The 13,425-nt window shown below is 53.9% G+C and carries 11 protein-coding genes; 4 read left to right on the forward strand and 7 right to left on the reverse strand.

Translation table 11 applies throughout. The features are described from left to right. The first annotated feature begins 125 nt into the window (after window positions 1-125). The 4 genes from BEQ56_09255 to BEQ56_09270 all read left to right on the forward strand — a co-directional run bounded on the left by BEQ56_09255 (window position 126) and on the right by BEQ56_09270 (window position 4,622). Complete coding sequence (locus BEQ56_09255; GenBank protein AOH43642.1) at window positions 126-1,202, forward strand: hypothetical protein; 1,077 nt, start codon at window positions 126-128, stop codon at window positions 1,200-1,202. Window positions 1,203-1,269: 67 nt separating this feature from the next. Then, a complete protein-coding gene (locus BEQ56_09260) occupies window positions 1,270-2,241 on the forward strand; it encodes a hypothetical protein (protein AOH43643.1) in 972 nt (323 codons plus the stop codon). A 55-nt stretch (window positions 2,242-2,296) separates the two neighbouring features. Then, on the forward strand, window positions 2,297-3,352 hold the full coding sequence (locus BEQ56_09265) for a type I glyceraldehyde-3-phosphate dehydrogenase (protein AOH43644.1): 1,056 nt from the start codon (window positions 2,297-2,299) through the stop codon (window positions 3,350-3,352). 94 nt (window positions 3,353-3,446) lie between these two features. After that, window positions 3,447-4,622, forward strand: a complete 1,176-nt coding sequence (locus tag BEQ56_09270) for a phosphoglycerate kinase (GenBank protein AOH43645.1) — start codon at window positions 3,447-3,449, stop codon at window positions 4,620-4,622. Between the two features lie 158 nt (window positions 4,623-4,780). On the opposite strand, the gene BEQ56_09275 is transcribed toward BEQ56_09270, so the two are convergent. From BEQ56_09275 to BEQ56_09305, 7 genes are all read right to left on the reverse strand, one after another. Next, complete coding sequence (locus BEQ56_09275) at window positions 4,781-7,348, reverse strand: hypothetical protein (protein ID AOH43646.1); 2,568 nt, start codon at window positions 7,346-7,348, stop codon at window positions 4,781-4,783. A gap of 7 nt (window positions 7,349-7,355) precedes the next feature. After that, on the reverse strand, window positions 7,356-7,976 hold the full coding sequence (locus tag BEQ56_09280; GenBank protein AOH43647.1) for a hypothetical protein: 621 nt from the start codon (window positions 7,974-7,976) through the stop codon (window positions 7,356-7,358). 32 nt (window positions 7,977-8,008) lie between these two features. Continuing rightward, window positions 8,009-8,482, reverse strand: a complete 474-nt coding sequence (locus BEQ56_09285; protein AOH43648.1) for a hypothetical protein — start codon at window positions 8,480-8,482, stop codon at window positions 8,009-8,011. A 249-nt stretch (window positions 8,483-8,731) separates the two neighbouring features. After that, window positions 8,732-9,409 (reverse strand): hypothetical protein, encoded by a 678-nt coding sequence (locus BEQ56_09290; protein AOH43649.1) that lies wholly within the window; start codon window positions 9,407-9,409, stop codon window positions 8,732-8,734. Window positions 9,410-9,423: 14 nt separating this feature from the next. Continuing rightward, complete coding sequence (locus BEQ56_09295; protein ID AOH43650.1) at window positions 9,424-10,833, reverse strand: hypothetical protein; 1,410 nt, start codon at window positions 10,831-10,833, stop codon at window positions 9,424-9,426. Window positions 10,834-10,925: 92 nt separating this feature from the next. Further along, the gene (locus BEQ56_09300; GenBank protein ID AOH43651.1) at window positions 10,926-12,704 is read right to left on the reverse strand and encodes a hypothetical protein; all 1,779 of its coding nucleotides are present in this window, start codon (window positions 12,702-12,704) and stop codon (window positions 10,926-10,928) included. Window positions 12,705-12,718: 14 nt separating this feature from the next. Continuing rightward, window positions 12,719-13,423, reverse strand: a complete 705-nt coding sequence (locus BEQ56_09305) for a hypothetical protein (protein ID AOH43652.1) — start codon at window positions 13,421-13,423, stop codon at window positions 12,719-12,721. Window positions 13,424-13,425 lie beyond the last annotated feature (2 nt).

The raw sequence follows: 13,425 nt of genomic DNA on the forward strand, positions 1-13,425 counted from the left end.
AGCGGATGATCAGAGTGTAATTTTACGAAATACCAAAAATGCCTGGATTCCGAAAGCAGGTAAAATATGATTAATCGCGTTTCTGAGCCGAAATTCGAACGAATAACTCGATTTGGGGGTATTTCATGATCCATTTAACACGCGGCGCACCCGCGCCGGAATCTTACGCAACCGACGATTTTGCGGACTGCTTCGCAAAGGCGATGAAAGAAGATGGGGAACGCGCCTGCGCGTATAACGGCGCGCCTGGATACGCGCCATTGGTTGAACTTTTGGCTGAACGGAATCATGTCGAACCTGCTCAGGTTTTCCTTGGGAACGGTTCGCTTGAGCTCTTCGGTTTCATCGCGCAGACCGAACTCCAGCCGGGCGATAAGGTTCTCGTTGAAGGGCCGTCCTATGATCGGACGAACCTGCTCCTGAAACGGCGCGGATCGATCCCGATCGAAATTCCGCTCGAATCGGACGGCGTCGATCTGAACGCGCTGGAAGACGCGATGAAAACGGATTCACCGAAAATCTTCTACTGCATCCCGGATTTTCAGAATCCGACCGGAACAACAATGAGTGTCGCAAAGCGAAAAGCGGTCGCCGGGCTGGCTGAAAAATATAACGTTCTGATTATTGAGGACTCGCCGTATCGAAGCCTGCGCTATTTTGGGGAAGACCTTCCGGAATTAGCCAGCTTCGCGAATCCAGATCGCGTTATCCGTGCTTCATCATTTTCGAAAACAATGGCCCCCGGATTTCGCATCGGATATATTGTCGGCAGCGCGGAAATCGTCAAACGTGTCAAAGCCTACGCCGGGAATACCTATATTGCGCCTGGCTCGGTTGCGCAGGCAGCCGCCTATCAGTTCATCGTCGGCGGATATTTCGAATCGAACCTGGAAAAACTGAAAGCGCTCTATCGTCCGCGGCTCGTTCGAACGCTGGAGCTGCTCGACGAGCGGCTGAGCTTCGCTCAGTATGCGCGGCCTGAAGGCGGTTTTTTCGTCGGCGTGACGCTTCCCGAAGGGAACGACATGGAAACGTTAATCCCCGCGGCAAAAGCGGCCGGATTGAATATCACCGACGGACGCGGCTTTTACCTGAACCCGGCGCTGGGAAGTCGTTTCCTGCGGATTCCGTTCTGCGGCTTGAATGCGAAGGAGTTGGAGACGGCGTTTGAGATTTTGACGCCGCTGGTAAAAATGGGGTAAAAGACAGACCGTGAAGCGACGCCGCCTCTATCTTTACAGGACGCAGCGGAAATGCTATAGTTACCTCATGAAAAATCAGGCAGGCTTGAAAATCGTCGCCATCGGCGGAGGGCACGGACTATCCACCGCGCTCCGCGGATTCAAAAAAATCGCGTCAGAATTAATCGCTATCGTTACCGTCGCTGACGACGGCGGTTCGTCCGGCGCGCTCCGCCGCGACATCGGCATCCTTCCGCCCGGAGACATCCGTAACTGCATGGCCGCCCTGTCCGACGATGAAGAATTCCTGACGCAGGTTCTTCAGTACCGATTTCCCGCGGAATCCAGCGTCGGCGGTCATAACCTCGGCAACTTGCTCCTGACTGCGCTCGCGAATATCACCGGCTCCTTCGAACAGGGCGTCAACGAACTCAGCCGGCTCCTCTCCATCCACGGGAAAGTCATCCCATCCACGCTCAGCGACATCAACCTGGTCGCCGACATCGAAACCGAACGGAATGGGGCCAAACTCGTCGAAACAGTTCGCGGCGAATCAACGATCACAGAACGAAACGGACGAATTATCCGCCTCGATATCGTACCCTGCGACGCAGCCGCAAACCCCGCCGCGCTCCGGGAAATCCTCAGCGCCGACCTGATCGCGATGGGCCCGGGTTCGCTCTATACCAGCGTGCTGCCAAATTTGAAGGTGCGTGGTATCCATCAGGCGATTCAAGCGTCGCATGCAAAAAAAATCTACGTCTGCAACGTCAGCACACAGCCCGGCGAAACCGATCATTACACCTGCTATGACCACGCAAAAGCGATTCAAAACGCCCTTCCCAACGTGAGTTTGGACGGTATAATTTGTAACAACAATCACGAAGCCGCTCTGTCTGTACCGGTTCAGTGGGTTAAAATAAATGAGCATCTATTAAGTGAATTCACCGTTTTTCAAGGCGACTTAATCGACGACCAGCATCCTTGGCGGCATGATCCCGATAAGCTCGCCGCGACCGTCCTTAAGGCATTCCAGAGTGGTAAAGCCAAAGACAAATGATGAAATCACTCTAAAGAAACGATAAAAAATATTATATTCAAACGGAGGATTACAAATGAGCAAGATTCAAATCGGTATTAATGGCTTCGGTCGAATCGGACGGCAGGTCCTGAAGTCGCTGATCGAGAATTACGGAAACGATCTCGAGGTTGTCGCGATCAATGATCTCTTTGATATCAAGACCAACGCACATCTTTTCAAATATGACTCTACCTACGGCCGCTTCAACGGGTCCGTCGCCGTTGACGGTTCCAACCTGGTTATCGACGGAAAGAAAATCCGGGTTTTCGCCGAAAAAGATCCGGGGAATCTGCCTTGGAAGGATTTGGGCGTCGATATCGTCATTGAATCAACCGGCATCTTCACCGACGCAATCGGCGATCCGGAAAAAGGAAAACCGGGCGCGAACGTCCATATTACCAAAGGCGGCGCCAGGAAAGTTATTATCTCCGCTCCCGCGAAGAACGAAGATATTACGATCGTCATGGGCGTCAACGACGACAAATACGATCCGTCGAAACATCACGTCGTCTCCAACGCCTCCTGCACGACCAACTGCCTGGCCCCCGCGGCGAAAATCGTCAACGACGCTTTCGGCATTGAATACGGCCTGATGACCACCATTCATAGCTACACGAACGATCAGGTCATCCTCGATCAGGGGCATAAGAAAGAAATGCGTCGATCCCGCGCCGCCGCGCTGAATATTATCCCGACGACGACCGGCGCCGCGAAAGCCGTCGCGCTCGTCATTCCGGAACTCAAGGGAAAATTCGACGGGTATTCTCTCCGTGTCCCGACCCCGACCGTCTCGGTCGTCGATTTCGTCTGCATGACCAGCAAGAAAACCTCGAAGGATGAGCTCAACGCGCTCTTCACCGAAGCCGCCAACGGCAAGCTCAAGGGCATTCTCGGCGTCACCACCGGCGAATATGACAACCCGCTCGTCGGGACCGACTTCCGCGGAGATCCTCGTTCCTCGATCGTCGATCTTCAGTATAACGCCGTCATGGGCGGGAATTTCGTCAAGGTCGTGACTTGGTACGATAACGAATGGGGTTATTCAAATCGCGCTTGCGACCTCGCGCTCATGATGTCCAGGAGCCTTTAATTTTCCGTTCAAACTGACGGATCCGAAAAATGAAATGATCGGCTTCGGTTTTTGACCGATCCGATCATTTTTCGATAAAAGAAGGAGATATCGCATGTTCAATAAGAAAACCATTCGCGACGTCGACGTCAACGGGAAGAAAGTCCTCGTCCGCGTCGATTTTAACGTTCCGCTGAAAGGCGGAAAAGTCGGCGACGACACCCGGATTCGAAGCGCGCTTCCAACGATTCAGTACCTGCTGGAACATGGCGCCGCCGTGATCCTCTGTTCCCATCTGGGCCGGCCGAAGGGAACGTTTAACATGGATTATTCGCTGAAACCAGTCGCGGAATATTTAGCCGGACTCGTCCCCAACAAGGTTTCGTTCGTTCCAGACTGTATCAACGAGCCGGCGGAAAAAGCCGTCGCTGCGCTTCAACCCGGCGAAATCCTCGTCCTCGAAAATACGCGTTTCTATAAAGAAGAAGAAAAGAACGATCCCGAATTCTCCGCCAGGCTCGCTTCGTTAGCCGACATCTACGTTAACGACGCGTTCGGCACGGCGCATCGCGCCCACGCCTCAACCGAAGGCGTCACGCATACAAAACCCGGCGTCGCCGGCTTCCTCCTCGAAAAAGAAATCCAATACCTTTCATCGGCGGTCGAAGACCCGAAACGTCCGTTCGTCGCGATACTCGGCGGCGCGAAGATCTCCGACAAAATCGGCGTGATTAAGAATCTGCTGACGAAAGCGGATCATGTCCTGATCGGCGGCGGAATGGCGAATACGTTCTTCAAGGCGCAGGGCTTCGAAACGGCGGATTCGCTCGTTCAGGACGAAGCGCTCGATACCGCGAAGGAAATCCTTGCCGCCGGATCGGAAAAACTCATCCTGCCAGTCGACCTGGTCATCGCCGATAAATTCGACAACGAAGCCGAAACGAAAGTCATCCCGACCGGAAACGTCCCCGCCGGCTGGCGCGTTCTTGACGTCGGACCGGAAACGGTCAAGCTCTTTTCAAAATACGTCGCGAAGGCCGGGACCGTTGTTTGGAACGGGCCAATGGGCGTTTTCGAAATGCCGTCGTTCGCCAAAGGGACCTTTGACGTCGCGAAAGCCGTCGCTGAGTCAAAAGCGATCTCGATTATCGGCGGCGGCGATTCGGTCGCCGCGATCCAGCAATCCGGCCTCGCGGATCAGGTCACGCATATTTCAACCGGCGGCGGCGCTTCGTTGGAGATGCTCGAAGGGCTCGTTTTGCCCGGCGTCGCTGCGCTCGAAGATAAGTAAATAAATATATTTTAATAGAATACAAAAGGCTGCTGATATCAGCGGCCTTTTATATTTATACTTGTTCTCTCGGCGAAACTATAGGTGACCACCGTCGATCCACTATTTATCATACGTCATCACACTGATCCGGGATGCAGAATCTGCCTGCTCGTTTTTTATCTATACGCATCCATCAGACCGGTAAACTGGCCTGAAGAAATATGAGCCTTGAGAACGGAGCATCCCTGCCCCTTCGGGAACACCGTAATCGTATAATCTTCTTCCGAAAACCGATTTCTGTTATAGCTAAGAATAAAGGGGCCGCAATGAAAGCGATTATCAATCAGTTGACAAGAATACCGATCGGAATAGAAACGACCCACATCTTCAACCTGAATTTCCCAATCCTGATTCATAGCCCAATCCGGAGGCTCGATCACCGCCATGACGCCGCCCAGAGCTGTAATCCCATCAGAAGTGCCTCGCGTTGCGCTGTAAATATTATATAAGCTGCCCATTCCCTCAGCGCTCCAGGGTTTACAATCTCCGCTCGCCAGCTTTAAATTACCGGTCATTTTCCAAACTGCCAAATCCTCAAACCGGGTCGAATACCCCTTAACCTCATGTCCATTCATAAATCCGGTCCCAAGCGAAATCTGACCGCTGTTCGTTCGATCTGAAAGATTCAGCCACGAGACAAACTGGTCATTCACAAAAAACAACCCAGTGCTCCCGGTAACGATTAACTTCAGCGTATTCTTTTCACCCTTTTGATAGGAATAAAACTTCGAGAGGCTCCCGCTGCTCAAAGCCGCTGCATCGCCCGAGCCAGTATGGTTGGACAGAGCCCAATCCCCGTCCGAATCGACAACAAGCCGGTATTGGCTATTCGGACCGTCATCGCGGAACAGCATGCCGTAATCCCAGGAATGGAAGGATGCGTCGTATGGGTTAATAAAACTGGCTTCAAGAATAAAATTCCGGATATCGTCTAAAGTTGAAGGGCTGTATGTCTCAATATAATCGTCTTCCATATGGGAGAGACTCGATTCAGAAACAGCCCGCATTTTCTTCGAAGCCTGCTTGATCTTTTCATAAGCGTCGTCAAACGCCCGCAGGAAATCGTCCTGACTCTCATATTCCCGATCAAAAAACTCCGCCTGAATCTGAGAAATACTCATCGCCGTTTTCGTCAAAGCAGGCGTTTTCTTAACGAGTGTTCCAGCCACTCCGGCCAAACTATTCCATGCCGAGCTCAAAGCAGGCGCCAGCGTAGCGGTCTCCAAGGCAGGGATCGGTCTGGCGTTCGACTCAGCAGGCGTAAGCGTAGCGCTTGGAACGGCTGCCGCAACCGTCATCGCGTTCTTTAACCCCGCGGCCATTTCTGTCGAGGCCAGCTGAAGACCGTTCTCGAACAGATGAGCAGAAATTACATCTGGAATGACGTCCAAACCATACGGAAGCCGGCTAAATCGAGAAACACGAACCAGGTTTCCAACGAATGCAACGAATAAAATCACCCCCAAAACTACAATCGGTATGCGATATCGACTTCGATTTACCTTCGTCGGCGCGGACGGGCGCGTCTTAACCTCGCTGGCCATCCTTTCAGCGGATTCCGCCGGAACAGTCGCCATCTCCGCCGCAGCCCGAACCGTCCGCAGCTCCGACATCCGCAGCATCACGGAACTATCGCCGCTTTCCGCCGAATCCGTCGGCAGGACCTCAACCGCCGTCTGGCTGACCGGAATCGTCATAACGCCGCTACGATCCGGCGCGGCCGCATCCTTCGCCGTCGTTCGTGCCGCAGAAGCCGCATCGGCGCTTTCAGGCTTGGCAGCCGCGGCTTCATTCGTCCCCTGTCCCGTCGCTTCCGCATCCTTCTTCAGCGCTGCTCGCTGCGCCCGAAGCGCCAGCCCCTGCAACCGGAGCCCGTCCAGATCGCGCAGATAATCTTTCATCTCCGCATACCGGTCTTCAGGCTTTTTCGCCAGCGCCCGATCCATGAACCGTTTCACCGATTCGCTCAATTCCGGATTAAACTCGCGCGGATCGGGAACCGGCTCGCTCGCCTGCCGCATGAGAATTTCCAAAGGCGTATCGCCGGTAAACGGCTTTCGCCCGGTTATCAGCTCGTAAAATACGATCGACAGCGAATATTCGTCGGCGCGCCCGTCTGTCTTCTTCCCTAACCCCTGCTCGGGGGCCATATACTCCGGCGTCCCAACGCCGACGCCCGTCCCCGTCAGGCCTTTCTGATCCTCATCCTCTTCAAGCCACTTCGCGATCCCAAAATCCGTCAGCATGACTTTTTCATGCTTCGTGATCATGATATTCGACGGCTTCACGTCCCGATGCAGCAGCCCTTCCGAATGCACATACGCTAACGCCTCCGCGATTGGCCGGATTAATCGCACCGCCGTTTCCACCCGCAGCGGCTTTTTCACGTCTTTCAGCGTCGCGCCCTCCAGGTACTCCATAACCAGGTAGGGCGCTTCCTCATGTTCTCCGTAATCCAGGACCTTTACGATATTCGGATGGTCCAGGCGCGCCAAAGCCCGCGCTTCCCGTTCGAACCGCGCCCGGATATGCCCGAAAATATTAGCCGCGAACGCGTTCGCCTGGATCAGCTTGATCGCGACAACCCGATCCAGTTTCGGATCATGCGCCTTATATACGATCGCCATTCCGCCCCGCCCGCGTTCGCCCAGGATTTCGTACCGTCCAATCGTTTTCATCCGCATAGCTCCGTCAGAAGCTCAAAAAACTATTTAAATTATTGATCATAATCGCACCGGATAACGCTAATACCAAAGCCAGAATCAGCGCGACGATCAGGATATAGATAATCGTTCCGCGCACGATCCGATTTTTATCGAGCCCGAAGAAAGTAAATATCAGCGTCACCATACTGAGCCATGCCGAAGCGGCGGGAGCAACCGCAAGCGCGCTGATTCCCAGATTGGCGACGGAAAAAGACCGGAAGCCCAGCGCAAGGTTCGAGAACAGTACCGCGACCGCCAGTAATGGAATCGCGGCGATCTGCGCCGCTGACAACGCGCAAAAAACATAGTCAAACGGAATATCCCGACCTAAGATCGACCCCGACGTCGCGGAAATCAGCCAGGCAATCCCAAGCGCCAGCAGGACAGATCCGACCAGTATGGAAGCCCATACCCGGATCCCGATACCCGCCATATTATCATTGTCAATACTGAATAGAAGCGACAAAAGCGAACCCCAGATCGGAATAATCGCGAAAAGCGTGAACGCCAAACCCATCTTCCTTTTTTTTACGACCCATTTCGCGGCTGAAACCGGTTCCAGCCAGTGCCGCATGATAAACGTCAGATCCCGCAAAATTTCATCCATATTCAATTCCTTCCCCTGCGCGGGCAGTCAAATTATTCACACTCGTTCGGATCGATCAGACGCATACCGCGCTTGCTGACAACACGTACGCAGTTAACCCGCGGCGAATACTTTCGCAGCACGTCAAGCAGCTGTTTTTTGACGACATGACAGCGGTTCCGATCTGATTCACCGTAATATTCAAGATCAGGCCAGATAAACCGATGGATCTCCTCGTACGAATACAGCCGGCCCGGATCCTGACAAAGAAGCTCCAACAGTCTGAAACAATTCGGGCTCAACGGCGGCGAGATTAACGTATTCTCGATCCAGACGTTCCCGGTCCGCGTGTCGAGAACGATCCCCAGCGAGAACTGCGGCGTCGTACCGGTCAGCGTAATATCCGAATCCTGAAACAGGAAGTAATACTTCCCGATAATCGAAATACGATCGTTCGCGAACAACGAAACCTCGTCTAAAACCTTCTTCCCGTTCACGAACGTTCCGTTCCGGCTCTGCAGGTCCATGATCGTGAACCGGCTCCCGCGTCTCCGAATCTTAGCGTGGTGACGCGAGACCTTCTGGTCGTCGATCACAAGATCAGCGTCTGGACTTCGTCCGAATATAAACTCTCCGTCTGACAGGCAAATCTTTCTCCTCGCCGAATCAAACAGAAAAGCAGTATCATTCGTTGGCATACAATGTCCTATCTCAGCAATGCTCAATTTCAAACGAAACGATCACGAAATCATAAGACGCCCGCGGCAGCGGCGGGCTTATCCGGATTGTGAACCGTTTTTATCCTTCTCCGAATCAGATTTCCAGGTAAACTGCGCTCCGCAAAACGGCACGAACAACATCGTCGTTTCCCCGATCTCGATCCGACTGTACGCCGATATCGGAAGCTGATTCATGCACGGCTCCCCATCGACGAAAGGCAGCAGGTTCCCATACGATCCAGCGCCGAAGATAAACTCGTTATGGCGGTCGTCATACGCGATTGAAGCGACCGCTTCCGTCCGCGAAATATTCATGTCGCTCAGGTTGACCTGATACTTATTCGTTGACGAACGCCCGATCAGGTTGCGCCCAGCCAGGATCCGGTAATCCTTTCCTTTATCCGGACCGGAGATACAAACGAGCCAACCCGCCACCGGCCCAATCTTATATTCTTCCTTATTATAGAAAGCGATCGTCTGCCCGCTGTCGTCGGCGCCTTTTTTCTCAGCGGCCATTTCGCTGAACATGGCATCCGTCGGGAGCGAAGAAGGAACGTCCGACAGAAAATCTGACGAAACGTCCGATGAAAAATCCATTCCACTCGCGCCGTACGAAACCGGAACCGTCGGCGCGTCGCTGTTTCCAAACGTCATTGAATCCGCATTACAATTCGGACACTGATCAAAAACGTCGTTGTTATAAAAGTGACCATTTGGACATTGAACGATACCCATAACATAACTCCTTGTCAACTAAACAGAATTATAATAACCATAATAACAATAAAAACAAGCGATCCATACAGAACGTAATCTACGATCGACAGCCCCTTTTGGGTCTCGTTCGGCCGGTTCCAGATTTCCGGATGGCTCGCTATCCTGTTTTCATCCCGCTCCCCGGCATCTTCGGCGCGCAGGATATCTTCTTCTTCTTCTTCTTCTTCGAAAAAAGTGTCGAATAGTGCGTTGCCTTCAACGATCGGCTGCGCAACCCCGGTCTCCGCAGGCTCCGGGAGCAAATTCGCTTCCGCCGCCGCGAATTCAACAACCGGCGCGGCCGCCGGGATCGCCGCTGGAACGGGAGCCGCACCGGGCTGCTGTCCAGCGCGAACCTGAACTGGCTGCGCAGCGGGCATTTGCCGCCGGCTTGCGACCGTCCGGCGGGAAAAAATCGGCTGGATCGATCGGACCAGCGCCTCGCGGAACTCCATCGCGCTTCCATATCGCTCGGACGGCTCAATCGCCAACCCCTTGAGCAGGACCGCTTCCTGAGCCCTGCTGACCGATGGATTGACCGCCGTCGGGCGGATCAGCTGATCGTCGAGCTTCCGGGAAAGCGAATCGAGCGGCGTCTTTCCGGTCAGCGCGTAATACATCGTCCCCGCCACGGCGTAAATATCCGTCCAGGGGCCCTGCTTCCCGGTCGAGGTGTATTGTTCCGGGGGTGCGAACCCCGGTTTCAGGATCGTCGTCATCGCCTTTCCCTTCGACTGCGTAAAGAATCGCGCCGCGCCGAAATCAAGGAGCTTAACCGTCCCGTCTTTTTGGATAAAGACATTATCCGGACTGACGTCCCGATGGATCAGCCCTTTGCTATGGATAAACGCGATCGCCTTCAGGATCGGATCGATAATCCCGACCACGTCCGGATACAGCAGCCGTCCATTCATCCGCCGGACATAATCTTTCAACGAAATCCCGTCAATAAAATCCATTACAAAATAACCGGTATTATTCCCATAGAAGAAACGATGGACCGAGACGATATGCTCCTGGTTTCGGAACGTCGCTAACAGCTCCGCTTCTTCCTTGAATTTTTTCAGTCCATAGCGAAAGATATCTTCGTCTTTGGTTGAGTTTGGCTGGACATTGGTCCTGAGACCGGTCTCCTGACGGGAAACGAGATGCGACGGGAAGAACTCTTTGATCGCGACGATTTTTTCGGTTTTCAGGTCAAGGGACAGATAAGTAATCCCAAAACCTCCCTGCCCCAGCGTCTTTCCGACGATAAAGCGCCCGCCGATAATCGTCCCCGGCGCGAGCGAAACGCCGCAGCTCTGGTTCGAGCCGACGCCCGTCCGGTTATCAAACCCGCAAACCGGACAGGCCCCGTCGTTCCGCTTCGCCGTAAAACAATTGAAACAAACCTTTTCAAACATCGTTTTCCCTTAGCCCACGTCCTGTCAGAACCGCCGCACTGACGAATCGCTTCGATCCGCAGCCTTCGCGCAGGTCCATATGACCGCCGCCGCTAAAAATACAGCTGCGTCTTATCGTCCGCGGTCGAAATCCCAGACCTGATCACATGAACCCGGTAGGTCGTCTTCCCGATCAGCAGGATATCCCCATCCTTTAATCGCGCCCGCGTCTGAATCCGGTTCCCGTTGAGAACGACGCCGTTACTGGAGGCCATATCCTCGATATAGAGCGTATCGTTGAGATACGCCAGCTTGAAATGCACCTTGGAAATACTCTCGTCGCCGTTCAGCCCGACGATTCCTTCAGCGGTCCGACGCCCGAACGTCTTTTCGCCGCCGCTGATAATCGATTCGCGGATCGGCGCTTCGACCCGACTCCGGTCCATATTTTCAAAAGAGATATTGCAGGAGCCTTTCGCGCGGTCCGCCTCCGTCTCAAAGCCGACGGTCGAAAGCTGATTCGCAATTCCGTCGGGAACCATGTCCGTCACGGTCGGCGGAATATCGGCGCCCTCGTCGTCCCAATCGTAATCGTCCCGCGCGTCTCTCCTCTCGGAGCGGACACCCCGCGTAAAGAGAATAACCGCCAGCAGGACCAGCCCGACCAGCCCCGCTCCAATCGCGATCAGAATTTTATTTTTAACCGTATATCCGAAAAGCGTCGTCGAACCATCCAGCCAAGATTCCGACGGTTCCAGCATCACCTGAGCCGTCGCCGTCATCTCAGCCTCTACCGTCGCCGTCATCTCAACCTCTGCCGTCGCCGTCATCTCAGCCTCTGCCGTCGCCGTCATCTCAGCCTCTGCCGTCGCCGTCATCTGCGCTTCTGCCGTCGCCGTCAGCGACTGGGCCACAGCGGTCAGCTCCTGCGCATATGTCATGACGTCGTTATACAGACCGCGGATCTTCGCGTTCTTCTTGACCGCCGACGCGGTTTCCGATCCTCGCGTCCCGAACCGCAGCGTCAATTGGTACGTGTCCTCCGGATTCGGCTTCAGCCCGATATAATCCTGCTGAAGCTGTCCGGTCAGGACGTACGACCGGAGCATCTCAACAACAATATTATCGACAACCTTCTGATTCCCGTCGTTGTATTCGCGCGCGCGCTGCGTCGTTCCGCTCGAGCTGTCGGTAATCTCGCGCATCAGGTCGACATGCTCCTGCTTTGTCATGTTGTCCTTATCATTATGAACAACGGCGTACACCGGGATTCCATATTCCTTCAACGCGTTTTTCAAATTCAGCTTGGAAATCTTTTTTTCGGAATGCGTCGTCGCGTCGGTAATCAGGACGATCGCCTGATACTCCTGAATTTTCGTTTCGCGCCGCTGCGCGAGGAAAGCGATCCCCTCCGAAAGCGCGGCGAAATAATCGGAATCCTCCGCCGTATAGGAGAACGCCTGCGAATTTTCTTCCGGGTTATACGCGCCTTCAACGCGGTCTCCGAACGGGATAACGAAATACGTTCGCGTCCGTCCTTCGCCGAGGTCGTTCTTCGTCGAGTCCATGAAGCGTTCGATAATTTCCTTCGCGCGCGACCGTTCGAGAAAATAATTATTCTTCTTCAGGTCGACCAGGAACAGGATCGTCATCGGATAGTCGGTATTCTTCCCGATCTGTTCAAAACTGACGTTCTGAAGCGGGGAATCGTCGATCGTCACGAACGGTTCGGTCGCGTCGACGACATGCGTCGGATCGTTGAAATAAATCTGGACGTTTTTCGAGGAATAATAAATATTCCCAACGCGAACGACGTCGCTGTTCGACTGAAATCCGCAAAGCAGGAAAATAACCGTCAGCGAAACAACAAGACACAGTATCCTTTTTTTCATGGCAAGCTCCATTTTTATTGAATCATGACCGCAATGGCCGAAAAATTATCGCTTTCCGACTTGAGTCGACGAACGATACGCAGCAACATAAAGTCAACCCAATCCTTAGGCTGACGCGATTTCAGCAGATCGATTTCCATCTCCGTTTCAAAAAGATATTCCCAGAATCCGTCGGAACACATCAGGAAAGCGTCGCCCGCCGCGGCATCGATCGCGGGATAGAGCTGCGGCTGGACCTTTTCGCTCGTTCCGATCGCGCGGACAAGCCGGCTCCGGTCGGGATGAAACCGGATATCCCCATAGTTCACCTCGCCGGAAGCGTAGGCGGCGTAGGCGACGCTGTGGTCGGCGGTCCGCTGGAAAAGTTCGCCTTTACGGAAATAATAGAGGCGCGAATCGCCGACATTCGCGAAGCGAAAGACACCCTCTTTCAAAAACGCGCTGACGAGCGTCGTCCGCGGGCCGTTCTGAGAATAAACGTACGAATTGATCCCCTGATACGCCGCTTCGATCGCCTCGTTCGTGAGCTCCGCCTCTCCGATCGGAAGCGACCGGATCGTTCTGACCGCGTATTGCGAAGCCAGTTCCCCGCGGGCGTGCCCGCCCAGTCCGTCCGCCAGCGCCCAGACGCCCAGATTCCCGTCGGCGAAAAATTCGAGCGCGTCTTCGTTCGGCGTGTGGGTTCCAGGATTGGTAAATAAAAAAGTAGACAGTTTCATCG

The sequence above is a fragment of the Anaerolineaceae bacterium oral taxon 439 genome, assembly GCA_001717545.1.
GTDB lineage: Bacteria > Chloroflexota > Anaerolineae > Anaerolineales > Anaerolineaceae > Flexilinea.

What these genes read in the sequence shown, in the direction of transcription:
- BEQ56_09255 (AOH43642.1), top strand. Translation starts at nt 126, where the DNA reads ATGATCCATTTAACACGCGGCGCACCCGCGCCGGAATCTTACGCAACC.
- BEQ56_09260 (AOH43643.1), top strand. Translation starts at nt 1,270, where the DNA reads ATGAAAAATCAGGCAGGCTTGAAAATCGTCGCCATCGGCGGAGGGCAC.
- BEQ56_09265 (AOH43644.1), top strand. Translation starts at nt 2,297, where the DNA reads ATGAGCAAGATTCAAATCGGTATTAATGGCTTCGGTCGAATCGGACGG.
- BEQ56_09270 (AOH43645.1), top strand. Translation starts at nt 3,447, where the DNA reads ATGTTCAATAAGAAAACCATTCGCGACGTCGACGTCAACGGGAAGAAA.
- BEQ56_09275 (AOH43646.1), bottom strand. Translation starts at nt 7,348, where the DNA reads ATGCGGATGAAAACGATTGGACGGTACGAAATCCTGGGCGAACGCGGG.
- BEQ56_09280 (AOH43647.1), bottom strand. Translation starts at nt 7,976, where the DNA reads ATGGATGAAATTTTGCGGGATCTGACGTTTATCATGCGGCACTGGCTG.
- BEQ56_09285 (AOH43648.1), bottom strand. Translation starts at nt 8,482, where the DNA reads ATGGACCTGCAGAGCCGGAACGGAACGTTCGTGAACGGGAAGAAGGTT.
- BEQ56_09290 (AOH43649.1), bottom strand. Translation starts at nt 9,409, where the DNA reads ATGGGTATCGTTCAATGTCCAAATGGTCACTTTTATAACAACGACGTT.
- BEQ56_09295 (AOH43650.1), bottom strand. Translation starts at nt 10,833, where the DNA reads ATGTTTGAAAAGGTTTGTTTCAATTGTTTTACGGCGAAGCGGAACGAC.
- BEQ56_09300 (AOH43651.1), bottom strand. Translation starts at nt 12,704, where the DNA reads ATGAAAAAAAGGATACTGTGTCTTGTTGTTTCGCTGACGGTTATTTTC.
- BEQ56_09305 (AOH43652.1), bottom strand. Translation starts at nt 13,423, where the DNA reads ATGAAACTGTCTACTTTTTTATTTACCAATCCTGGAACCCACACGCCG.